Genomic DNA, 22,368 nt, shown 5'->3' with positions numbered 1-22,368 from the left:
CTCGGTCTACGTGACACATCGAGGCGTCTGCATCGCAGGCAAGCCAGCTCCCACACAAGACAGGTCCCACATTGGTTTATCGCTGTTCTTAAGTTCTGCGAAGAGACATTCATGTCCCCAACCCCACCCCCCAGCCAACCCGCCTACGTCCTGCACAGCCGCGCCTACCGCGAGACCAGCGCCCTGGTGGACTTCCTCACGCCCCAAGGCCGGCTACGCGCGGTACTGCGCAGCGCGCGGGGCAAGGCGGGCACGTTGGCGCGGCCATTCGTGGCCCTGGAGGTGGAGTTTCGCGGCAAGGGCGAGCTGAAAAACGTCGGCCGCCTGGAAAGCATCGGCACCTCGGCCTGGCTCAATGGCGAGGCGCTGTTCAGTGGCCTGTACCTCAACGAATTGCTGATCCGTCTTTTGCCCGCCGAAGACCCGCACCCAGCGGTGTTCGATCACTACGCCGCCACCTTGCTGGCCCTGGCCGAAGGCCGTCCCCTGGAGCCGCTGTTGCGTGCCTTCGAATGGCGCCTGCTCGACGACCTGGGCTACGGTTTTGAACTGAGCAACGACCTGCACGGCGAGCCCATCGCCAGCGACGGCATGTACCGCCTGCAAGTGGACGCCGGGCTGGAGCGCGTCTATCTGCTGCAACCGGGCCTGTTCCAGGGCACCGAGCTGCTGGCCATGAGCGAGGCCGACTGGACAGCGCCTGGCGCCCTGTCTGCCGCCAAGCGCCTGATGCGCCAGGCCCTGGCCGTGCATCTGGGCGGTCGGCCATTGGTCAGTCGCGAGTTGTTTCGAAAGCCCTGACATCCCCGTGTATGCTGTGCACCGATTCTTTCCCTTTTCAGGAGCGCTTCCGTGACCACCAGCAATCGCATTCTTCTTGGCGTCAACATCGACCACGTTGCCACCCTGCGCCAGGCCCGGGGCACTCGCTACCCTGATCCGGTGAAGGCTGCGCTGGATGCCGAAGAAGCAGGCGCCGACGGGATCACCGTGCACCTGCGCGAAGACCGCCGGCACATCCAGGAGCGCGACGTACTGGTGCTCAAGGACGTGCTGCAAACCCGCATGAACTTCGAAATGGGCATCACCGAAGAAATGATGGCCTTCGCCGAGCGTATCCGCCCGGCACATATCTGCCTGGTCCCGGAAACCCGCCAGGAACTGACCACCGAAGGCGGCCTGGATGTGGCCGGCCAGGAAGCGCGGATCAAAGCCGCCGTCGAGCGCCTGTCGCAGATCGGCAGTGAAGTCTCGCTGTTTATCGACGCCGACGAACGGCAGATCGAAGCCTCGCGCCGTGTGGGCGCCCCGGCCATTGAGTTGCACACCGGGCGCTACGCCGATGCCACAACCCCGACCGAAGTCGCCGACGAACTGCAACGCATCATCGACGGCGTGGCCTGCGGCCTGCGTGAGGGCCTGGTGGTCAACGCCGGCCATGGCCTGCACTACCACAACGTCGAAGCCGTGGCGGCGATCAAGGGCATCAACGAACTGAACATCGGCCACGCCCTGGTCGCCCATGCGCTGTTCGTCGGCTTCAAGGGCGCGGTCGCTGAGATGAAAGCGCTGATCCTGGCCGCCGCCAAGCCCTGAGCAACGCTGAAGATCCAACGTGGGACGGGCTTGTGTAGGAGCGGGCCCTTTCCCACATGCGGCAATGCGAAGCCTTACTGTTTAGCCGGCAGGGGTGTATCGTATTTGCCCTTTGCGGGCCCTGGGCCCGCGCAGATCCGTGAGGTTGTTGTGTCCCGATCCTTTTCCCGTCGACAAATCCTTGGTGGCCTCGCCGGCCTGGCAGTGGTGGGTGTCGGTGCCGGTGGCGCCTATCGCTACTGGCTGGGGAAAGTCGCGGACGCCAGCGCCGGGCGTGATTACGAGTTGATTGCCGCACCGTTGGACGTGGAACTGGTGCCGGGACACAAGACCCAAGCCTGGGCCTTTGGCCCCTCGGCGCCGGGCACCGAGTTGCGTGTACGCCAGGGCGAATGGCTGCGGGTGCGCTTTATCAACCACCTGCCCGTTGCCACCACCATCCACTGGCACGGCATCCGCCTGCCCCTGGAAATGGACGGCGTGCCGTACGTCTCGCAATTGCCGGTACTGCCTGGCGAGTATTTCGACTACCAGTTCCGCGTGCCCGACGCCGGCAGCTACTGGTATCACCCCCATGTCAGCAGCAGCGAAGAACTGGGCCGTGGCCTGGTCGGCCCATTGATTGTCGAGGAGCGCGAGCCCACCGGCTTCCAGCACGAACGCACCCTGAGCCTGAAAAACTGGCATATCGACGAGCAGGGTGATTTTGTCGAGTTCAGCATCCCCCGCGAAGCAGCCCGTGGCGGTACGGCCGGGCGCCTGTCGACCATCAACGGTGTGCCGCAGGCGGTCATCGACCTGCCTGCCGGGCAAATCACCCGGGTGCGCTTGCTCAACCTCGACAACACCCTGACCTATCGCCTGAACATTCCCAACGCCCAGGCGCAGATCTACGCGCTGGACGGTAACCCCATCGAGCCACGGCCTTTGGGCAAGGAATACTGGCTGGGCCCGGGCATGCGCATTTGCCTGGCAATCAAGGCTCCGCCGGCCGGCGAAGAGCTGTCGATCCGTAATGGCCCGGTGCGCCTGGGTACCTTCCGCTCGGTGGCTAATACTGATGCGCCGGGCGAGTGGCCGCCCGCGTTGCCGGCCAACCCGATTGCCGAGCCGGACCTGGCCAATGCCGAGAAACTCAACTTCAATTTCGAATGGGTCGGCTCGGTCTCGGTCAACGTCGAAAACAGGCCGCCGAGCCTGTGGCAGATCAACGGCCAGGCCTGGGATATCACCGACAAGACCTGCGCCGACCGGCCGATTGCCAAGCTCGAGTTGGGCAAGAGCTACATCTTTGAATTGAAAAACATGACCCAGTACCAGCACCCGATCCACCTGCATGGCATGAGCTTCAAGGTCATCGCCTCGAACCGCCATAAAGTGACGCCGTACTTCACCGACACCTACCTGCTGGGCAAGAACGAGCGCGCCCGCGTGGCGTTGGTGGCGGATAACCCCGGGGTGTGGATGTTCCACTGCCATGTGATCGACCACATGGAAACCGGCCTGATGGCCGCCATCGAGGTGGCGTGATGCGCCAGATTCGCCCCACGGCGATCATCGACCGCAGCCGTGACCAGGACTTCATGCGTGAAGCCCTGGCTCTTGCCGCCCAGGGCGCGGCCCTGGGTGAAGTACCGGTAGGCGCGGTGTTGGTGCAGGACGGCGAAATCATCGGGCGCGGCTTCAACTGCCCGATCAGCGGCAGCGACCCCAGCGCCCATGCCGAGATGGTCGCCATCCGCGCGGCGGCCCAGGCCGTCAGCAACTACCGCCTGCCGGGCAGCACGCTGTACGTGACCCTTGAGCCGTGCAGCATGTGCGCCGGGCTGATCGTCCACTCGCGCATCGCCCGGGTGGTGTACGGCGCGCTGGAGCCCAAGGCCGGGATTGTGCAGAGCCAGGGGCAGTTCTTCAGCCAGGGCTTTCTCAATCACCGGGTGTTGTATGAAGGCGGGGTACTGGCCGAGGAGTGTGGGACGGTGTTGAGTGAGTTCTTCAAGGCCAGAAGGGCCAAGCCCAGCACCTGATCTCAATGTGAAAACCCAATCACTGTGGGAGCTGGCTTGCCTGCGATAGCGGTCTGCCAGTTGCCAAATGTGTAGCTGACCCACCGCTATCGCAGGCAAGCCAGCTCCCACATTCTTGATCTGCATTTTCTCAGGGCGATTGGGGGTTACTTCTTGGCGATAATCACCGCGCGCATCGGCGCCGGCAGCCCTTCAATCGTCTTGCTGTGATCTTCAGGGTCGAGGAAGTCACTCAAGGACTGATACTTCATCCACTCTGTCCCACGCTGTTCCTCGACCGTGGTCACGCTCACATCCACGCAACGCACTTCGCTGAACCCGGCACGCCGCAGCCAGAGCATCAACGCCGGCACCGAAGGCAGGAACCACACATTACGCATCTGTGCGTAACGGTCTTCTGGCACCAGTACCTGTTGTTGATCACCCTCGATCACCAACGTCTCCAGCACCAGTTCGCCTCCCTTGACCAGGCAATCCTTGAGCGCCAGCAAATGCTCGATCGGCGAACGGCGGTGGTAGAACACGCCCATGGAGAACACTGTGTCGAAACCTTCCATGTTCGGCGGCAGGTCCTCGAACGGGAACGGCAGGTGCCAGGCGTTGGGGGCCGACAGGTAGCGCTGCACCGCCTGGAACTGGCAGAAGAACAGCCAGTTGGGATCCACGCCAATCACACTGTCGGCGCCGGCGCCGAGCATGCGCCACATGTAATAACCGTTGCCACAGCCCACATCGAGGATGCGCTTGCCTTTGAGGTTCAGGTGCGGCGCGACCCGCGACCATTTCCAGTCCGAGCGCCATTCGGTGTCCACATGCACCCCGAACAGGTTGAACGGCCCCTTGCGCCACGGGCTCAGGCCCATCAGCGCGGCATGCATCTGCTCACGGGTTGCGTCATCGCAATCGGTGTCCAGGGTCAGGCCGTTCAGCAGGTCGATTTTGCTTGGCTGGATCTTGGGCAAGGCGTCCAGCGCACTTTGCCAGCGGGCCAGGTCGCCATGGCCCTTTTCCATCTTTGCATCGAGTTGTGCTTGCAGGCCCTGGGCCCATACGGCCAGGGGAGTGCCGACCAGATGGCGGGCGAGGGGAGACAGATCAATCATGGCAAGGCAATCAACGAGGCAAAGTTAAGACACTGGAACCACGGCACGACTTTCGAGAACCCGGCCGCCAGCAGGCGTTCACGGTGTTCCTCGAGGCTGTCGGGCTTCATGACGTTTTCGATGGCGCTGCGCTTCTGGGCGATTTCCAGTTCGCTGTAGCCGTTGGCGCGCTTGAACGCCACGTGCAGATCGGTGAGCAATGCATGTTCTTCGGGATCATTGAAACGCAGTTTTTCCGAGAGAATCAGCGCGCCACCGGGCAGCAGCGCCTGGCGAATCCGCCCAAGCAGCGCCAGGCGCTCCTCGGGGGCGATAAATTGCAGGGTGAAATTCAGCGCCACCACCGAGGCCGGCTGGAACTGCAGGGCGAGGATATCGCCTTCGATTACCTCCACCGGCAGCAGCTCCTGGAACATCGAGTCCTGGCCGTTGAGGTATTCGCGGCAGCGCTCGACCATCGCCGCCGAGTTATCCACAGCGATCACCCGGCAGCCGTCGGTGCGCACATGGCGCCGCAGGGCCTGGGTCACCGCGCCCAGGGACGAACCCAGGTCATACAGCACACTGCCCGGCTGGGCGAACTGCGCTGCCAGTACGCCGAGGTTCTCGACAATGGTCGGGTAACCGGGCACCGAACGCTTGATCATGTCCGGGAACACCCGCACCACGTCCTCGTTAAAGGCGAAGTCCGGCACCTGGGGCAAGGGCTGGGCGAATAGGCGATCGGGTTCTTTGCTCACGGCTGTTCCGGCGACGAAGTGGAAAAGGCCGGCATTTTAGCCAGGTTGGCGAGGCGATGCGCGGGTTGTCTGATGGAAAGCCGATGCGGTGATGCCCCATTGCCCCAACCAGTAGGTGATGATCAACAGATACGGCGCCGCATCGAAGGTCACCACAAAGCGGTTGATGCCGATCAGCGTGTCGGAAAACACAAACAACGCCGCGCCGATGGCCGCCAGCTGTGCCGAGCGCTTGGGCACGTCACTACCCAGGCGAGCCAGCGCACGCCAGAGCATGGCGCTGATCACCAACGCGTACACCACCACCGGAATCAGCAAATCGCCCAGGCCGTGGGAAATCAGGATGCTCAACAAAATTGCCCCAACCCCCAGCGCCAGGGCCAGTGGCAACAGCGCCGGGCGGCGGCAGTCGCTGAAGTAGGCCTTGAGGTACGCCAGGTGCGCGAACAAAAACGCGCCCAGGCCGAAGATAAACAGGTCGCCGGGCCAGGCCAGCAACACATCGCCCACTACGGAGAAAATCAATCCCAGGCTGATCCAGCGTCGATAGTCGCTGGGCGGCGCATCATGCAGCCAGCCCAGCATCGCCAGCACCGGTAGCGGCTTGACCAACAGGCAAAGCAAGGTGGCATGCGTGCTCAGACCGTAGATAAAGGTACCGGCACCCATCAACGCAAGAATCATCCATGGCATATCAGTTCACCGTAATGGCGCAGTCAAAGGTGTCCACCGGATTCACTTCCGGGGCCCAGGGTTGTTGGGAAGTCAGGCGCAGGCGGCCACTACCTGCGGTAAAGGCCTGGAAGCGCCAGGTGGATTGCCCGGCGGCACCCACCACGCCGGCGTCCTCCGGGTTGCTGTAGACCTCGGGGCCGAGGCTGCGCAGCACGCCGCCTGCCGAATCCTGGATCGCCCAGCGATAACCGGTGGTGGGGTTGCTCGGCAAGGTCAGGGTCAGGTTTTGCCCGGCCTTGAGCTTGAGCGGGCAGGCGCTCTGTTTTTCGACGGTGACGTTTTGCTTCGGTGCACTGGCGCAAGCCCCGAGCAGGGCGAGGCTTAGCGCAAGAAGCAGGCGGGCAGCGGTCATGAAGGCTCCGTTTATTGGCGACGAAGGGCGAGCATAACCGAAGATGAGACAAGGTGTTACAGCAGGGGGGTGATGTTGGCCGTGCTGGCCCTATCGCGGGCAAGCCCGCTCCTACAGAGTACGCATTCCAACTGTAGGAGCGGGCTTGCCCGCGATGAGGCCAGTGCAGGCGCTACAGAACTATCAGAACAACACCTTCGCCACATCCGCAAACCGCTTGGCAAAGTGCACCGTCATGCCCTCTTTGAGGTACTCCGGCAATTCCTCGAAGCTGCCACGGTTAGGCTCTGGCAGGATCAACTCGTGAATCTTCTGCCGCCGCGCCGCAATTACCTTCTCGCGCACACCGCCAATCGGCAGTACATGCCCGGTCAGGGTCAGTTCGCCGGTCATGGCCACGCCTTTTTTCGGCGGCTGGTTGCGTGCCAGCGAGAGCAACGCACTGGCCATGGTCACCCCGGCACTTGGGCCGTCCTTGGGCGTGGCGCCTTCCGGCACGTGCAGGTGCACGAAGGCTTCGTCGAAGAACTTCGGGTCACCGCCAAACGACTTCAGGTTGGAACTGATGTAGCTGTAGGCGATTTCGGCGGATTCCTTCATCACTTCACCCAACTGCCCGGTGAGTTTGAAGCCGCGATTGAGCGTGTGGATGCGCGTCGCCTCGATCGGCAAGGTGGCGCCGCCCATGCTGGTCCAGGCCAGGCCGGTGATGACACCCGTGCCCGACAGTACCTGCTCGTTACGGAACACCGGCATGCCCAGGGAGCTTTCCAGGTCCTTGTTGCCGATCTTGATCACCGAGTCCGGCTCATCCAGCAGCTTGACCACCGCCTTGCGTACCAGCTTGCCCAGTTGCTTCTCCAGCTGGCGCACCCCGGCTTCGCGGGCATAGCCGTCGATCAGCGCGCGCAGGGCGCCGTCGGTGATGCTCAGGCTGGTTTTTGCCACACCGGCTTTTTCCAGCTGCTTGGGCCACAGGTGGCGCTTGGCGATGGCGACTTTTTCTTCGGTGATGTAGCCCGACAGGCGAATCACTTCCATGCGGTCCAGCAACGGGCCGGGGATCGAGTCCAGGGTGTTGGCGGTGCACACGAACAGCACTTTGGACAGGTCCAGGCGCAGGTCCAGGTAGTGGTCGAGGAATTCCACGTTCTGTTCCGGGTCGAGGGTTTCCAGCAGGGCCGACGCCGGGTCGCCCTGGTAGCTCTGGCCCATCTTGTCGATCTCGTCGAGCATGATCACCGGGTTCATCACTTCTACATCTTTGAGCGCCTGCACCAGCTTGCCCGGCAGGGCGCCGATGTAGGTGCGGCGATGGCCCTTGATCTCGGCCTCGTCGCGCATGCCGCCGACGCTGAAGCGGTAGAACGGCCGCCCCAGGGACTCGGCAATCGATTTGCCGACGCTGGTCTTGCCCACGCCCGGCGGTCCCACCAGCAGCACGATGGAGCCGGCGACTTCGCCTTTATAGGCGCCCACGGCAAGGAACTCGAGGATGCGACTCTTGATGTCGTCCAGCCCCGCATGGTGTTTATCCAGGACTTTGCGTGCGTGCTTGAGGTCGAGCTTGTCCTCGCCATACACGCCCCACGGCACCGAGGTGGCCCAGTCCAGGTAATTGCGCGTCACCGCGTACTCCGGCGACCCGGTCTCGAGGATCGACAGCTTGTTCAGCTCTTCATCGATGCGTTTCTGCGCCTGGGCCGGCAGCACCTTGCCTTCCAGGCGTTGCTCGAACTGCTCGACGTCGGCACTGCGGTCGTCCTTGGTCAGCCCCAGCTCCTGCTGGATCACCTTGAGCTGTTCCTTGAGGAAGAACTCGCGCTGGTGCTCGCCGATCTTGCGGTTCACCTCGGCGGAGATTTCCTTTTGCAGGCGCGCAACTTCCACCTCTTTGCGCAGCATCGGCAAGACTTTTTCCATGCGCTTGAGCATCGGCACGCAGTCCAGCACTTCCTGCAACTCGTTGCCGGTGGCCGAGGTCAGTGCGGCGGCGAAGTCGGTCAGGGGCGACGGGTCGTTGGGGCTGAAGCGGTTGAGGTAGTTCTTCAGCTCTTCGCTGTACAGCGGGTTGAGCGGCAGCAGTTCCTTGATCGCATTGATCAGCGCCATGCCGTAGGCCTTGACCTCATCGGTCGGCTCGCTGGGCTGGTGCGGGTATTCGACTTCTACCAGGTACGGTGGGCGGTGATGCTTGAGCCAGGTCTTGATGCGCACGCGGGTCAGGCCCTGGGCAACGAACTGCAGCTTGCCGTTTTCGCGGCTGGCGTGATGCACCTTGACCAGGGTGCCGTACAGCGGCAGGGCGGAGGTGTCGAAATGCCGTGGGTCTTCGGGTGGCGTGTCCATGAAGAACAGCGCGAGGGAGTGATGGTCGGATTTGCTCACCAGCTCCAGGGTCTCGGCCCAGGGTTCTTCATTGACGATCACCGGCAACACTTGCGCCGGGAAGAACGGGCGGTTGTGGATCGGGATGATATAGACCTTGTCCGGCAGGTTTTGCCCAGGCAGGGCCAGGCCGGTGTTGGACGACGGGGTTTGTGCGTTTTCGGGGTCGGCGTAGTCGTTGAGGTCGATATCGGGGAATTCTTGCTGGTCGCTCATGGGGCACCTGCATAGTGAAGTATGGAGGTTAGATGGGGCAGGTGAGCGGTGGTTTCAATGGCGGCGGGTGGTTAGCAACAAATTGCATGATATTTCGACGTCAGCGCGGTGCCGCTGCGGGAACGGGCAAGTCACCGCGCACCGGCACTCTCTTGCGCAAAAAAACACGGCGATTTGAGGCCTGCCTGCGGGGTTTAGACGGTGATCTGTCGTCAAAATAATGTCAGCCAGGCGCCCGCATTTATTAGGTTTACTTCTGCCCGGCTGCGGCTAATCTGGGTTTTCCAAATGCCCCGAGAGAACGGGCATTTATTTGACACCGGGTCTGCAGTCGCGAGGGATGCGTATGACAAAAGGACGCTTGAGCTGGGGCGCGGGCACGCTGCCAGGAGGCAAGCGAATGAAGTGGCGCCACGCCTTCCAGACGCGGCTGGTCGGGGTGTTGGGGTTATTGCTGCTAGTGGTGGTGGGCGCGGTGTACTTCGCCGTGAAGGTTGCCACCACCCGCGCCGTGGAAAACCAGGCCCAGGTGCAACTGGAGACCGGCAGCCGGGTGTTCGAGCGCCTGCTGGACCTGCGCGGACGGCGCCTGCAATACGGCCTGGACTGGCTGACGGTGGACGAGCAATTTCGCCGCGCGGTCGCCGAGGGCCAGCCGGCACCGATCCTCGCTGCCCTGCGCCGGCATGGCAGCGGGATCCGTTCCAGCGAGGTGTTTGTGCTGGGGCTCGATGGCCAGGTCATCGTCAGCACTCTGGCTGGCGTGCCGGCGCAGCAAGCCTTCCCCTATGCCGATGCACTGCGCCATGCCCGGCGCAACTCCCTGCAAATGTTGATCGTCGCCCTGGCCGGCCAGCCGTTTTTGCTGGTGCAGGAAGAGGTGCTGGACCCGCTGCCCATTGCGCGGGTGGTCATGGGCTTTTCCATGGATGAGGTGTTTGCCGCCGAATTGCGCTCCCTGAGCAATCTGGAGGTGTCGTTCATGAGCATGGACCAGGGGCAGCCGGGCACCCTGTTCAGCACCCAGCCCTCGGCCGACCGCCCGGCCATCATCCAGGCGCTGCAGGAATCGAGCACCGCCGAGCTGGCGCAGATGAGCGAATTGCACGGCCAGCGTTTTCTCAGCCAGGTCCTGCCCCTGGCCAACACCGGTGATGGCGGGCAAGTCATGGCCTTGCTGCAAAGCCCGCTGGACCATGCCCTGCAATCCTTTGCGCCGCTGGACCAGCAGTTTCTCGGCATCGCCCTGGCAGCCCTGCTGGTCTCGCTGGTGGGCGCGCTGTTGATGGCGCGCCGCGTGTCCCGCCCTCTCGATGCCCTGGTGCAGGCGGCCGAGCGTATTGGCGGCGGGGATTACCGCACCCCAGTGGCGGTGCGCGGCAAAGATGAGTTCGGCCTGCTGGCCCGGGCCTTCAACGCGATGCAAAGCGGCATTGCCGTACGTGAGCGGCAGTTGGCGCACAACGCCCTGCACGATGCGCTGACCGGCCTGCCCAACCGCGCCCTGGCCATGGAACGCCTGGGCAGTGCGATCAGTGCGCGGCGGCCGGTGGTGGTGCTGTACCTGGGGATTGAAAACTACCGGGTGATCAACGAAGGCTTTGGCCCCCAGGGCGTCGAGGAAATGCTGCGTGAGGCCAGCCGCTGCCTGCTGTCGAGCCTGGCGGCGGGGGATTCGGCGGCGCGCATTACCGGCAGCGAATTCCTCGTATTGCTGGAAAACACCAAGCTCGACAGCGCCGTGGCCCGCGCCGACCGCCTGTACAGCCTGTTGACCGAGCCGCAGCGGGTCGGTGGCGACGAACTGCGCCACGAAGTGAGCATGGGCATTGCCGCCTACCCCGAGGATGGCCAGCAGGTCGAAGAGCTGATCAGCCGCGCCGCCATTGCCCGTCACGACGCGGCCGCGCTGCCTGGCTATTTACAGATTTATCAACAGGACCGCGACCTCGCCCATCAACGCCAGATCAGTCTGATCCGCGACCTGCGCCGCGCCGCCATCGAAGACGAACTGTTCCTGTGCTATCAACCCAAGCTCGACCTGCGCCACGGCTATGTGCGCCAGGCCGAGGCGCTGTTGCGCTGGCAGCACCCGACCCTGGGCCTGGTGTCCCCCGCCGAATTCATCCCGCTGGCCGAACGCTCCGGCAGCATGGCCAGCCTGACGCACTGGGTGATCGAAGAGGCGATCCGCCAGTTGGCAGAGTGGAGCGTGCGTGGGCTGGAAGTGCAGCTGTCGCTGAATATTTCGGTGGACGACCTGGGCGATGAAGGGCTGGCACCACGGGTCACCGAGCTGCTGGAACTGCACGGGGTGCTGGCCGGGCAGTTGATTTTCGAAATCACCGAAAGCGCGATCATGCACAACCCGGAACAGGCGTTGCGCATTCTCGAGCAATTGCGCGGCTGTGGCATCAGCCTGTCGGTGGACGATTTCGGTACCGGCTACTCGTCCCTGGCCCAATTGCAGCGCTTGCCGGTGCAGGAACTGAAGATCGACCAGTCGTTCGTGCGCAACCTCGACAGCACCAGCGGCGACGCGGTGATCGTGCGTTCGACCATCGAGATGAGCCACAACCTGGGGCTCAAGGTGGTGGCCGAAGGGGTGGAGTTCGAACCCAGCCTGAGGCTGCTCAAACAATGGAATTGCGACACCGCCCAGGGCTACCTGATCAGCCGGCCATTGAATGCCATGGCCTTTGAGATGTGGATGCGCCGCGATCGCAGCACGGTGTGACGGGCCCGGCGCGGTCAACATGTGGGAGAGGGCTTGTGTGGGAGCTGGCTTGCCTGCGATAGCGGTGGATCAGTTGGCATATGTTGCACTGACCCACCGCTATCGCAGGCAAGCCAGCTCCCACATTTGAGCGGTATTTCAAATAAAAAACCCCGGAATCCCGGGGTTTTTTGTTGCAGCTGTCGCTTAATCCGCCAGCTTGAACGCCATCACATAGTCACCCTGCTTGGTCCCCAGGGAACCATGACCGCCCGCCACGACCAGCACGTATTGCTTGCCGTCCTTGCCGGTGTAGGTCATCGGGGTGGTTTGCGCGCCCGCAGGCAGGCGGCCTTCCCACAGTTGCTTGCCGTTTTTCACGTCATAGGCACGCAGGTACTGGTCGAGGGTACCGCTGAGGAAGGACACGCCACCGGCCGTGGTGAAGGTCCCGCCCAGGCTTGGCACGCCCATGCTCAGGGGGATGGGCACTGGCGAGCTGTCACGCACGGTGCCGTTCTTGTGCATCCAGATGGTCTTGTTGTTGGTCAAGTCCACAGCGGCCACATAACCCCAGGCCGGCGCCTGGCACGGCAGGCCCATGGGCGAGAGCATCGCTTCCAGGACCACGCCATAAGGCGTGCCTTTGTTCGGCTGCACGCCTTCGGTCTCGCTGACACGCGGGCCCATGGCGGCGATTTTTTCCGCCGGGATCATGGTCGACTTGAACGCCATGTAGCTTGGGTTGACGAACGCGATCTGGCGTACCGGGTCAACCGAGATGCCGCCCCAGTCGAACACGCCGAAGTTGCCTGGGTAGACGATCGAGCCTTGCAGCGAGGGCGGGGTGAACGGGCCGTCGTAGCGCAGGGACTTGAAGTCGATCCGGCACAGCAGTTGGTCGAACGGGGTCACGCCCCACATGTCACGTTCCTTGAGGGGCGGTGGCATGAAGTTGAGGTCGGACTTGGGCTGGGTTGGCGAGGTGTGATCGCCCGCGACCGCACCTTGCGGTACCGGGATTTCGTTGATCGGCACCACCGGCTCGCCCGTTGCGCGGTCGAGCACGTAGATGCTGCCTTGCTTGGTCGAGGCCATTACGGCTTGCTTCACGCCGGCGGCGGTCTTGATGTCGATCAGGCTTGGCTGGCCGCCCACGTCCATGTCCCACAGGTCATGGTGAGTGAACTGGAAATGCCAGCGCACTTTACCGCTGTCGATATCCAGGGCAGTCAGGCCGGCAGCATGCAGCTCGGAAGCCGGGGTACGGTAGCCACCGAACTGGTCCGGGGTCTGGTTGCCCATCGGCAGGTAGAGCATGCCGAGTTTTTCATCGACCGCGAACATCGACCACATGTTGGGCGAGTTGCGGGTGTAGGTCTTGCCTTCGGCAATCGGCGTGGTGTCGTCCGGGTTGCCGCTGTCCCAGTTCCACACCAGCTTGCCGGTGTGCACGTCGAACGCGCGGATCACGCCGCTCGGCTCGTCGGTGGAGACGTTATCGGTGACGTGACCGCCAATCACCACCAGGTTCTTGGTGACGGCTGGCGGCGAGGTGGAGTAGTAGCCACCGGGGGCGAACGTGCCGATGTTGGCGCCCAGGTCGACCTGGCCTTTGTCGCCGAAGTCTTCACACATCTTGCCGGTGTCGGCGTTCAGGGCGATCAGGCGGGTGTCGGCAGTCGGCAGGAAGATGCGGCGCGGGCAGGCATTGGCGGCTGGCGCAGCGGCGCCGGTGGCCGGGCTTTGCTCGGTGGCGGCATAGGCTGCGTCATCGTGATACGACACGCCACGGCAGGTCATGTGTGCCCAACCCTTGAAGTTCGCGGCTTTTTGCGTCGAGAGCTTGGGGTCGAAACGCCAGATTTCCTTGCCGGTATCCGGGTCAAGGGCAATCACCTGGCTGTGCGGGGTGCACACGTAGAGCATGCCGTTGACTTTCAGCGGGGTGTTCTCCGCAGTGGTTTCGCCGGGGTCGCCCGGGCCAGGCAGGTCGCCGGTGCGATAAGTCCAGGCCGGTACCAGCTTGTGGGCATTTTGCGGGGTGATCTGCGCCAGCGGCGAGTAACGGTCACCGAAGGCCGAGCGGCCATAGGAATTCCAGTCGCCATCGGCCTGGGCCGGCGCGGCATTGGTCATGCCCGGTACCGCGTCGCGGTCCAGTTGGCCCTTGATTTCACCGGGGTTGGTGAACTGGCTGGCGATGGCGGTTGCGCCGGCCAGCACCACGGCCACGCTCAGCGCGCCGGTGCCCAGCGGGGCGGGTTGGCCACGCAGCAGGGGACGGCGCAACCACGGCAGCAGCATGACGATGCCCAAGGCGAACAGCAGGGCCAGGCGCGGCACCAGTTGCCACCAGTCCAGGCCGACTTCCCACAGGGCCCACACCGTACTGGCGAACAGCACCACCGCGTACAGGCCCAGCGCCGCGCGGCGCGTGGCCAGCAGCAGGAGGCCGGTCAGGGTGATGCCGATACCGGCCAGCAGGTAGTACAGCGACCCGCCGAGCATGCTCAGCTTGATGCCCCCGGCCAACAAGGCCAGGCCCATGATCAGCAGCAAGATCCCCAGCAACCTGGGCAGCAGGCGGCTTGGACTTGAAGCACCATCAGTGCTCATAGTGTGATTCTCCGTGACGTTTAAGGTAGTCCCGCGCTTGTTCACTGTAGATGACGTTTGCGCACAGGCTTGGTTCAGGGCTAATTGCGTTTATTGCGATTCAAAAGGACGCTTGCAGCTTGATCCCGCCGACCAGCGCGTCATCCACCTGGGCGACGGCCCCCGGATGACGGATGTATTGCAGGTTCGGGCGCACGGTCAGCCAGTTGCTGACGTGCACGCCGTAATAGAGCTCGGCGCTGTATTCGGTGTCTTGCACCGGCAGGTACGCGCCGTCGTCAAAATCGTAGAGCGCACGGGCCTGGTTGCGGGCCTTGGCGTTCTTGCGATAGGCCGGGTTGACGTGCACGCGGGCCACGGCAAAGCCGATATCGTCGCGGGCGCGGGCATCGAAGGGGCCTTTGTAGACCACACCTGCCTGCACATAGTTATCCACAGCGTTGGTTTTCTTATCGTGCATCGTCGCGTTGGCGAACACGCTCAAGCCACGGGAGTGGTCACTGGCCAGGCTGGTGACTTGCTGCTGCACACCCAGCCACACGCCATGCTTGCTGGAGGCGCTGCGATAGGCCTCGCCACTGACGGCGGCGGGTTGGTTGTGGCGGTCCTTGTACACATCGCTGGCCTTGGCGCTACTGTAGTAGTAGCCGGCGCGGTATTCGCCCGGCAGGTCGTGGAACGTTGGCGTCCACACCAGCTCCACCGGCAACAGGGCGCCCTGGGTGCCGCTGCCGCTGAGCTTGAAGCCATTGCCGCGATCGAGGTTGGACGGGTTCTGCTCAAAGGCGCCGATTTGCGCGTACAGCTCGGGTGTCAGGTGGTATTTGACCCGCAGCGCCCATTGGCTCACCGGCCAGTTGTACCAGATGCCACCGACCCAATTGCCCACCTGGGAGCCGCAGAACGCCAGGTTCTGGAAGTCGCAGGGGAAGCTGTTGAAGTCTTCGCCTTCGCCAAAACGCCCAGCTTTGATATCCAGTTTTTGGTCGAAGAATTTCTGCTGGTACCACATCTGCGTCAGGCGCCAGGTCTGGCCACGGCCCCAGACTTCCTGGGACGAGGTAAAGCCGCCGACCCGCGGGTCGTTGATGCGGTCGTTGCTGATGTTATTGCCACTGCGCTCGGTGATCGTCAGTTGGAACTCGGCGTCGTGCCAGCCGAGGATCTTCTGCAGATCCAGGTGACTGCCGAAGGCCCACTGGTCGCTATAGCGAGCGGTGCGGTCATGGTCCGAGCCGCCGTGCAGGTTGCTGCCCATCTCGCCTGTGTAGTCGATCTTGAAGTCGTAGCCTTGCTCAGACAGCGCTGTCCGGGAACCGCCAAGATCACCCAGCATCCACGAGGACTCATGGTCAAAGGCAGGGACGGCCTGGGCGCAGTCGATCAGGCACAAAGGCAGCAGCGCAGCGCACAGGCGCAGTGTTGGGAAAGCAGGCATAGGCAAGGGCAGGTCTTAATAGTTTTTGGTTTTAGTACGCAAACGGCGGCCGGGGGATGGACGCTCGTCAGGTCTGGCTGAATGATGAAACGTTTCAGTTTGTTGCAGACAAGGATAAAGCGCCGGCTCGGGGAGAGAAAGGGCTAATCGCAAGATGGATTATTTCGGATTTGGTAACAGTCGGCGCAGATACCGCAGAGCGATGTGGGAGCAGGCTTGCCCACTCCCACAGGGGATCTCGTTTACAGCACGAGTTTGGCTAGACAACAGAATTTAATGTGGGAGCTGGCTTGCCTGCGATAGCGTTGTGTCAGCACCGGATAAGCTGGCTGACCCACCGCCATCGCGGGCAAGCCCACTCCCACAGGGGATCTCGTTTGCAGCACGAGTTTGGCTAGACAACACAATTTAATGTGGGAGCTGGCTTGCCAGCGATAGCGTTGTGTCAGCACCGGATAAGCTGGCTGACCCACCGCCATCGCGGGCAAGCCCGCTCCCACAGGGGGCTCGTTTACAGCACGAGTTTGGCTAGACAACAGAATTTAATGTGGGAGCTGGCTTGCCAGCGATAGCGTTGTGTCGGCACCGGATAAGCTGGCTGACCCACCGCCATCGCGGGCAAGCCCTCTCCCACAGGGGGCTCGTTTGCAGCACGGGTTTGGCTAGACAGCACATAGCTCCCACAGGCTGAACATCACTGTCTGTTAGAAGGTCGTGCGCAGGCCCACCTGCACACTACGGCCTGGCGCCGGCGCGATATCGCGCAGGATCGAGCTGGCATAGCGTACGGTCTGGTTGGTCAGGTTCTCGCCGTTGACGAACGCCAGCCACTGGCTGCCGCCCAGGTTGAAGCGATAGCCGGCACTGGCGCCCAACGTGGTGTAGCCATCGGTGCCGCTTTCGTTGCTAGGCACCCGGCCCTGGCCAGCAGCATGCTCAACATCAATGCGCGCTTGCCAGCGATCCAGTTCCCACAGCAAGCCGCTGTTCAGACGCAGTGGAGCAATCCTTGGCAGGGCTTCGCCAGTATCCAGGTTGGTGGCGCGGGTGTAGTCGCCCGACAGTTCCAGGGCAAATTTACCGTAGGCACTTTCGCCAAGTTTCCAATGGTCCTGGGCTTCGAAGCCGACGAAACGTGCGCGCACACCCGAGTAGGTGTATTCCGGGATGCCATCGGCAGCCTCTTCGCCCTCGTCATTCAAGGTGCGACCGCTGTTCAGCAGGCCGATGTAGTTGGAAAAGTGGCTGTAGAACACGCCAACACTGCCCTTGTGCGTGCCATTGTCAAAGCGCAGCGCCAGGTCGCTGGCCACGGCTTTTTCCTTGGACAGCTTGGCATCGCCCACTTCATAGGTGCCGGTGGCGACGTGGGCGCCATTGGCATACAGCTCGTAGAAGGTCGGCGCGCGTTCGGTATAGCCCAGGGTCGCGGCCAGCGACCAGATCGGGGTCAGGGTGTAGACCGCACCCGACGACAGGCTGCCGGCAGTGAAGCTGCTGGAGCTGTTGGCATTGGCAAACCGCTCGTTGCCTTTGCCATCCGGGTCGACGGTGGTGTGTTCCAGGCGCCCGCCCAGGCTCAGTTTCAGGCGTTCGGTGGCCTGCATTTCTTCAAGGATAAACAGCGCGCCGGCATTGGTATCGGTTTGCGGTACGAAAGCTTCCTCGCCCAGTGCGGAAAATTCGCTACGGCTGACCTGGGCACCGACGATGCCATCGAACGGCCCCAAGGGCTGGTGCCGTGCCTCGATGCGCGCTTCATAGCCCTTGTTCTTGAAGGTGGTGCCGGTTTCGCCGCCTTCGATTTCCCGGTGTTCGTAGTCGGTGTAGCCGGCGTCGAGTTTGACCGAGGTAAACGGGCCTTGCAGGTTGCGGATCTCGGACGCGAAGGCGTAGTGCTCCTGCTGCATGCGGATGCGCACGTCCTGTTCGGCGGGCGAGCCGTAGTTGCTGTCGGAGTTGCTGTAGGACAGCCCGGCGTAACCGTCGTCCCACGTGTAGGAACCGCCCACTGCACCACTGTCCTGACGCCCGTCGCTGTTGCCCAGGCGGCCGTTTTTTCCGGGGCCGTTTTCGCTTTCCGCAGCGTGGCGGCTGCGGGCGTAACCTGGGATTTTCAGGTCGTTGAATTGCCGTGCGCTGGCATCCAGGTGCAGGGCGAAGGTGCCGTTGCCGGCCTCCAGTTTGCCCGCGCTGCTGCGGGTGGTATCGGCGCCGCCGTAGCGCAGTTCGCCCGCGCCATGGATGCCTTCGATGGCTTCGGTGGGGATGCGGTTGTCGAAGGTATTGACCACCCCGCCGATGGCGCTGCCGCCGTAGAGCAGGGCGGCCGGGCCACGGACGATCTCGATGCGCTCGACGTTGACCGGGTCCAGCGGCACCGCATGGTCATACGACAACGACGAGGCATCCAGCGCGCCGACACCATTGCGCAGGATGCGAATGCGGTCGCCATCCTGGCCACGGATGATCGGGCGGCTGGCACCGGGGCCGAAGTACGACGACGACACCCCAGGCTGCTTGTTCAGGGTTTCGCCCAGGCTGCCTTTTTGTTGCAGGGTCAGGTCATCGCCTTCCAGCACGGTGCTTGGCGAGGCCAGTTGTTGGCTGCCCAGCGGGTTGCCGGTGATGACTTGGGGTTGCAGCTCCAGGGCGTGGGCCTGGGTACTGATCAGCAGGGCAGCGGCCAGCGGGGTCAGGCGCCAGAGAGGGGAGAGGGACATCGGGGGTTCCTTGGCAAAGCAGAGAGGTTGGATATGAATAGTTACAATATAACATCTCTTTTTCCTCCGGGAAGCGGAACTTTTCATAAACCTCTGTAGGAGCGAGCTTGCTCGCGAAGATCGTCAACGATGACGCGGGCAGCCTGAATACGCGCAGTGCTCCTACGTTTTTCGCGAGCAAGCTTGCTCCTACATTGGTTCGGGAGTGGGCCTACAATCATGGCAATGCTTCCACCTGCCTGGCCTCTCGGCTAAGGTGCGCGGCTTCCTCTTTATTTACTTGGCAAAGGCCCGGCATGACCGCATCGAACAACAACCCCCTGCACGGCGTTACCCTGGAACAGGTGCTCACCGCACTGGTGGCGCATTACGAATGGGAAGGCCTGGCCGAGCGCATCGATATCCGCTGCTTCAAAAACGACCCGAGCATCAAGTCCAGCCTCACCTTCTTGCGCAAGACCCCGTGGGCGCGGGAGAAGGTCGAAGGCCTGTACGTCAAGCTGATGCGCACCAAACGCCCGCTGGACTGATCCCATGAAGCGGTATGTGGCGGCAGCGGCGCTGGCCGGTTGGGCAGGCCTGGCGATCCAGCAATACTTGATCCTCTACTCACGCTGGCTGGTCGATGCCAGCCTGTTGGGCGGGTTGGTGAATTTCTTCAGTTTCTTCACGGTGCTGAGCAACACCCTGGCGGCGGTGGTGCTGAGTTATGCACTGGTGAGTCGGCCTTCGGCCGGGCGCAGTTTCTTCCTACAGCCTGCGGTCAGCAGCGGCGTAACCGTGAGCATCGTGGTCGTAGGGCTGGCCTATAGTGTGCTGCTGCGGCATTTGTGGAGCCCCGAGGGCTGGCAGTTCATCGCCGACGAACTGCTCCACGACGTGATGCCGCTGCTGTTCCTCGGCTATTGGTGGTGGTGCGTGCCCAAGGGCACGTTGCGCCTCGGGCACATCGGCTACTGGGTGATTTACCCGCTGGTGTATTTCGTTTATGTGCTGCTGCGCGGGCATGTGCTGGGGCAGTATCAGTACCCGTTTATTGATGTAGGCACCTTGGGTTATCCACAGGTGTTTATGAATGCAGGGGGGATATTGCTGGGGTTTGTGGCGGTGGCGTTGGCGATAGTAGGGCTGGACAAGCTCCCCAGGGCAACCAAGAACTAATGTGGGAGCGGGCTTGCCCGCGATTGCAGTGGATCAGTAGCAAATGTGCCGACTGATACAGCGCAATCGCGGGCAAGCCCGCTCCCACATTTTGACCGAGTAAGTCCTATTCTTCGCTGCTGCCCTCGGCCCGCCAGTAGCCTACCGCCTTGACGAACTCGTCGTTAAGCTGATGTTTATCCAGCAGCACCCGCCGAACCTGGCGCGACAGCTTGGTCTCGGTGGCGACCCAGGCATACAGCGATCCACCCGGTAGCTGCAGGTTCTCCACGGTGCTCAGCAGGTCATCGACCCCGCGCACCACCCAGATCACCTCGACATTTGCCGCACTGCCAAGCGCCTGCTTTTCATGCACATCGGCAATTTCAATCACCGCCAGCACCGTGCGCCCGGCCGGCAGTTCTTCCAGGCGCCGGGCAATGGCCGGGATCGCGGTTTCGTCGCCCACCAGCAGGTAGCTGTCGAAGATATCCGGCACGATCATCGAGCCCCGTGGCCCGCCGATGTACAGGTGTTGGCCGACGGCAGCCTGTTCGGCCCAGGTCGACGCCGGGCCGTCGCCATGCAGTACAAAGTCGATATCCAGCTCGCCAATGGTCAGGTCGAAACGCCGTGGCGTGTAGTCGCGCATCGCCGGTTGTGGGCCTTCGCCCTTGATGGCGAAGGTCGGGCTTTGCAGCGCAGCCAATTCAGCGGCGTTCTGCGGGAACAGCAGCTTGATATGGTCATCGCTGCCCAGGCTGACAAACCCGGCCAGTTGCTCGCCACCCAGGGTGATGCGGCGCATGCGCGGGGTGATATCGACCACCCGCAGTACGTCCAGGCAGCGGCGTTTAATCTCGTGGGTGACGCGGTGGATGACGGGCTTGTTCATTCACTTTTCCCCTGTACAGGTTGGACGGCGGGACCATCCACAATGGCTTGGGCGGTGCTGTTGAGCAGCTCCGCGACACGCGTGATTTCTGCCGGGCTCCAGCGCCCGTGGTGCAGTTGCAAGGCATGGCGCAGGTTATGCACCGCCTCGTGGATCTCCGGTGGCCGGTCATGGCCGCGCAGCGAACGCTTGCTCACGTCGATGCGCATGCGCACACCGTCCAGGGCAATTTTCTGTTCGCTCAAGAAGAGACGTCCGGCGTCGGTGATTGTGTAGCGTTTTTTCCCGCCCTCGGCGTCGCCGCTGATCAATTCGCTCTCTTCGAGAAAGGTCAGGGTGGGGTAGATCACTCCGGGGCTGGGGCTGTAGGCACCGTCGAACAGCCCTTCGATCTGGCGGATCAGGTCGTAGCCGTGGCACGGCTGCTGGGCGATCAGCGCTGGCAGGAGGATTTTCAGGTCGCCGGGGGCAAAGACCCGCGGGCCTCGGCCACCGCGCTCGCGGCCTGGGCGTTTCTCGAAGCCGTCGCGGCCGTCACCGGGTTCACGGTGGGAATGATGGTCTCTCATTGTGCTGCTCTCTGTGGTTATCTAAGACATAACGTAAGATATATCTTATTGCTCAAGCAATGTGTTCTGACGAACGGTAGGCTGGCACTACTGCCTGCGGTACCCGGTCTGCCACGTCAAATAATTGCAATATCCACTACAAACTAACGAGTTCTCGGCTTAAATAAGGCGTGGAGTCTTTGCTCTAAATCGAGTGATGATTAGTTGTGCTGGTGCATGTAATACATTTCTGACGGAATGATGTTTTCAGTATGTAAGTTAAACAGGTTTCAGTTGTCTTCCATGTATGACAGTTAGTCCGTGATTTATTGAGAAATAAGGTTTTTTTCTGCCTGTGTATAAGGGCTGGAAACTACGTGTTACACGGAATTTGCTGGCTTACCTGAAGTTGAATTCGGTTGATCATTTACTTGCGTCTTAGGACTCGACCTCTTCATTGAAAGTTAGGTTTTTTGCGCGGCGTGAAGTTTCGATCGACTCGAATCTTTAACTTACTTAAAAAGCACCAACAGGTATTTAACGATGCTGAAAAAAACTGCTCTCGCCCTGCCACTGGCCTTGCTGGCCGTCGCTTCCTCCAGCGTGTTTGCTGCCGGTGAAGCCACCAGCGTGATCAACATCAAGGCCTCGATTCCTACCAAGCAGTTCCACGCCCAGCCGCTGGATCCGGACTTCGGTAAGGACGAAACCATGACCTACAACACCGTCACCGGTCAGTTGAGCTCGCTGCGGGCCACTTATGCGGTAAAAAACACCGACGGTTCGATCAACGCCTACATCCAGGGTGGCCCGGCGTCCCTGACTAACGGCACTTCCTCCATTCCCCTGACCACCACCTTCAACGGCGTGACTCTGACCGCTAACCCGCAGCAAGTTGTCGATGACGCCAGCTCGACCCCAGGCACCCAGGCCGACATGGTGGTCGCCGCTGCCAAGCCAGCCGACACCGATGCGGGCCTGTTCACCACCGACTTCACCGTGGTGTTCGACCACGTGCCACGCGTCTCCAACCCTTGAGCGCGGCGCGTTGATCAATAAGTCCTGGCTTGTTGCTTGACCTCTACCGATCGACAGGCAGCCGCTGTCGGTTGATCGGTATTCAAGTCTTCCC

Annotated in this window: 18 protein-coding genes; 8 read left to right on the top strand and 10 right to left on the bottom strand. The window is 62.3% G+C overall.

The features are described from left to right. The first annotated feature begins 111 nt into the window (after nt 1–111). The 4 genes from recO to tadA all read left to right on the top strand — a co-directional run bounded on the left by recO (nt 112) and on the right by tadA (nt 3,623). On the top strand, nt 112–801 hold the full coding sequence (gene recO / locus ACO77H_RS22485; protein ID WP_170056784.1) for a DNA repair protein RecO: 690 nt from the start codon (nt 112–114) through the stop codon (nt 799–801). A 51-nt stretch (nt 802–852) separates the two neighbouring features. After that, nucleotides 853–1,596: a pyridoxine 5'-phosphate synthase gene (gene pdxJ / locus ACO77H_RS22480; RefSeq protein ID WP_432754579.1), complete on the top strand. Its 744-nt coding sequence runs from the start codon at nt 853–855 to the stop codon at nt 1,594–1,596. 150 nt (nt 1,597–1,746) lie between these two features. Continuing rightward, nucleotides 1,747–3,126, top strand: coding sequence for a multicopper oxidase family protein (locus ACO77H_RS22475; RefSeq protein WP_432754578.1), 1,380 nt, complete (start codon nt 1,747–1,749; stop codon nt 3,124–3,126). Continuing rightward, nucleotides 3,126–3,623 carry a tRNA adenosine(34) deaminase TadA gene (gene tadA, locus ACO77H_RS22470; RefSeq protein ID WP_169954499.1) on the top strand — a complete coding sequence of 166 codons (498 nt, stop codon included), beginning with the start codon at nt 3,126–3,128 and terminating at the stop codon, nt 3,621–3,623. Before ACO77H_RS22475 ends, tadA begins: the two co-directional genes overlap by 1 nt. A gap of 146 nt (nt 3,624–3,769) precedes the next feature. Here tadA and cmoB read toward each other — a convergent pair whose 3' ends face one another. The 5 genes from cmoB to lon all read right to left on the bottom strand — a co-directional run bounded on the left by cmoB (nt 3,770) and on the right by lon (nt 9,157). Next, nucleotides 3,770–4,726 (bottom strand): tRNA 5-methoxyuridine(34)/uridine 5-oxyacetic acid(34) synthase CmoB, encoded by a 957-nt coding sequence (gene cmoB, locus ACO77H_RS22465; RefSeq protein WP_169954498.1) that lies wholly within the window; start codon nt 4,724–4,726, stop codon nt 3,770–3,772. Further along, nucleotides 4,723–5,466: a carboxy-S-adenosyl-L-methionine synthase CmoA gene (gene cmoA / locus ACO77H_RS22460; RefSeq protein WP_169954497.1), complete on the bottom strand. Its 744-nt coding sequence runs from the start codon at nt 5,464–5,466 to the stop codon at nt 4,723–4,725. Before cmoA ends, cmoB begins: the two co-directional genes overlap by 4 nt. 36 nt (nt 5,467–5,502) lie before the next feature. Then, nucleotides 5,503–6,159 (bottom strand): lysoplasmalogenase, encoded by a 657-nt coding sequence (locus ACO77H_RS22455; protein WP_169954496.1) that lies wholly within the window; start codon nt 6,157–6,159, stop codon nt 5,503–5,505. 1 nt (nt 6,160) lies between these two features. Next, nucleotides 6,161–6,553 carry a protease inhibitor I42 family protein gene (locus ACO77H_RS22450; RefSeq protein WP_432754577.1) on the bottom strand — a complete coding sequence of 131 codons (393 nt, stop codon included), beginning with the start codon at nt 6,551–6,553 and terminating at the stop codon, nt 6,161–6,163. 183 nt (nt 6,554–6,736) lie between these two features. Further along, nucleotides 6,737–9,157, bottom strand: a complete 2,421-nt coding sequence (gene lon / locus ACO77H_RS22445; protein ID WP_262376934.1) for an endopeptidase La — start codon at nt 9,155–9,157, stop codon at nt 6,737–6,739. Nucleotides 9,158–9,557: 400 nt separating this feature from the next. Between lon and ACO77H_RS22440 the strand changes: the two genes are divergently transcribed. Beyond that, the gene (locus tag ACO77H_RS22440) at nt 9,558–11,894 is read left to right on the top strand and encodes a putative bifunctional diguanylate cyclase/phosphodiesterase (RefSeq protein WP_432754576.1); all 2,337 of its coding nucleotides are present in this window, start codon (nt 9,558–9,560) and stop codon (nt 11,892–11,894) included. 186 nt (nt 11,895–12,080) lie between these two features. On the opposite strand, the gene ACO77H_RS22435 is transcribed toward ACO77H_RS22440, so the two are convergent. The 3 genes from ACO77H_RS22435 to ACO77H_RS22425 all read right to left on the bottom strand — a co-directional run bounded on the left by ACO77H_RS22435 (nt 12,081) and on the right by ACO77H_RS22425 (nt 18,653). Beyond that, a complete protein-coding gene (locus ACO77H_RS22435) occupies nt 12,081–14,492 on the bottom strand; it encodes a glucose/quinate/shikimate family membrane-bound PQQ-dependent dehydrogenase (RefSeq protein WP_169954493.1) in 2,412 nt (803 codons plus the stop codon). A 100-nt stretch (nt 14,493–14,592) separates the two neighbouring features. Further along, the gene (locus tag ACO77H_RS22430; RefSeq protein ID WP_432755777.1) at nt 14,593–15,930 is read right to left on the bottom strand and encodes a carbohydrate porin; all 1,338 of its coding nucleotides are present in this window, start codon (nt 15,928–15,930) and stop codon (nt 14,593–14,595) included. A 704-nt stretch (nt 15,931–16,634) separates the two neighbouring features. Next, entirely contained in the window at nt 16,635–18,653 is a 2,019-nt protein-coding gene (locus ACO77H_RS22425) for a TonB-dependent receptor (protein WP_169954492.1), read from the bottom strand. Between the two features lie 296 nt (nt 18,654–18,949). Between ACO77H_RS22425 and ACO77H_RS22420 the strand changes: the two genes are divergently transcribed. Both ACO77H_RS22420 and ACO77H_RS22415 read left to right on the top strand, forming a co-directional pair. Next, nucleotides 18,950–19,183 (top strand): VF530 family DNA-binding protein, encoded by a 234-nt coding sequence (locus tag ACO77H_RS22420; protein ID WP_057438302.1) that lies wholly within the window; start codon nt 18,950–18,952, stop codon nt 19,181–19,183. A gap of 4 nt (nt 19,184–19,187) precedes the next feature. Next, nucleotides 19,188–19,814, top strand: coding sequence for a Pr6Pr family membrane protein (locus ACO77H_RS22415; protein WP_172312045.1), 627 nt, complete (start codon nt 19,188–19,190; stop codon nt 19,812–19,814). A 106-nt stretch (nt 19,815–19,920) separates the two neighbouring features. On the opposite strand, the gene ACO77H_RS22410 is transcribed toward ACO77H_RS22415, so the two are convergent. After that, on the bottom strand, nt 19,921–20,688 hold the full coding sequence (locus ACO77H_RS22410) for a siderophore-interacting protein (RefSeq protein ID WP_432754575.1): 768 nt from the start codon (nt 20,686–20,688) through the stop codon (nt 19,921–19,923). Beyond that, the gene (locus tag ACO77H_RS22405) at nt 20,685–21,257 is read right to left on the bottom strand and encodes a PadR family transcriptional regulator (protein ID WP_169954489.1); all 573 of its coding nucleotides are present in this window, start codon (nt 21,255–21,257) and stop codon (nt 20,685–20,687) included. The genes ACO77H_RS22410 and ACO77H_RS22405 overlap by 4 nt, the downstream gene beginning before the upstream one ends. A 522-nt stretch (nt 21,258–21,779) precedes the next feature. Between ACO77H_RS22405 and ACO77H_RS22400 the strand changes: the two genes are divergently transcribed. Further along, complete coding sequence (locus ACO77H_RS22400) at nt 21,780–22,274, top strand: CS1 type fimbrial major subunit (protein WP_169954488.1); 495 nt, start codon at nt 21,780–21,782, stop codon at nt 22,272–22,274. Nucleotides 22,275–22,368: the final 94 nt, after the last annotated feature.

The organism is Pseudomonas sp. WMBT8, assembly GCF_050916005.1.
Lineage (GTDB): Bacteria > Pseudomonadota > Gammaproteobacteria > Pseudomonadales > Pseudomonadaceae > Aquipseudomonas.
This window is presented reverse-complemented; position numbering and strand designations above follow the sequence as displayed.

What these genes read in the sequence shown, in the direction of transcription:
- recO (WP_170056784.1), top strand. Translation starts at nt 112, where the DNA reads ATGTCCCCAACCCCACCCCCCAGCCAACCCGCCTACGTCCTGCACAGC.
- tadA (WP_169954499.1), top strand. Translation starts at nt 3,126, where the DNA reads ATGCGCCAGATTCGCCCCACGGCGATCATCGACCGCAGCCGTGACCAG.
- cmoB (WP_169954498.1), bottom strand. Translation starts at nt 4,726, where the DNA reads ATGATTGATCTGTCTCCCCTCGCCCGCCATCTGGTCGGCACTCCCCTG.
- ACO77H_RS22455 (WP_169954496.1), bottom strand. Translation starts at nt 6,159, where the DNA reads ATGCCATGGATGATTCTTGCGTTGATGGGTGCCGGTACCTTTATCTAC.
- ACO77H_RS22450 (WP_432754577.1), bottom strand. Translation starts at nt 6,553, where the DNA reads ATGACCGCTGCCCGCCTGCTTCTTGCGCTAAGCCTCGCCCTGCTCGGG.
- lon (WP_262376934.1), bottom strand. Translation starts at nt 9,157, where the DNA reads ATGAGCGACCAGCAAGAATTCCCCGATATCGACCTCAACGACTACGCC.
- ACO77H_RS22440 (WP_432754576.1), top strand. Translation starts at nt 9,558, where the DNA reads ATGAAGTGGCGCCACGCCTTCCAGACGCGGCTGGTCGGGGTGTTGGGG.
- ACO77H_RS22435 (WP_169954493.1), bottom strand. Translation starts at nt 14,492, where the DNA reads ATGAGCACTGATGGTGCTTCAAGTCCAAGCCGCCTGCTGCCCAGGTTG.
- ACO77H_RS22430 (WP_432755777.1), bottom strand. Translation starts at nt 15,930, where the DNA reads ATGCCTGCTTTCCCAACACTGCGCCTGTGCGCTGCGCTGCTGCCTTTG.
- ACO77H_RS22425 (WP_169954492.1), bottom strand. Translation starts at nt 18,653, where the DNA reads ATGTCCCTCTCCCCTCTCTGGCGCCTGACCCCGCTGGCCGCTGCCCTG.
- ACO77H_RS22420 (WP_057438302.1), top strand. Translation starts at nt 18,950, where the DNA reads ATGACCGCATCGAACAACAACCCCCTGCACGGCGTTACCCTGGAACAG.
- ACO77H_RS22415 (WP_172312045.1), top strand. Translation starts at nt 19,188, where the DNA reads ATGAAGCGGTATGTGGCGGCAGCGGCGCTGGCCGGTTGGGCAGGCCTG.
- ACO77H_RS22410 (WP_432754575.1), bottom strand. Translation starts at nt 20,688, where the DNA reads ATGAACAAGCCCGTCATCCACCGCGTCACCCACGAGATTAAACGCCGC.
- ACO77H_RS22405 (WP_169954489.1), bottom strand. Translation starts at nt 21,257, where the DNA reads ATGAGAGACCATCATTCCCACCGTGAACCCGGTGACGGCCGCGACGGC.
- ACO77H_RS22400 (WP_169954488.1), top strand. Translation starts at nt 21,780, where the DNA reads ATGCTGAAAAAAACTGCTCTCGCCCTGCCACTGGCCTTGCTGGCCGTC.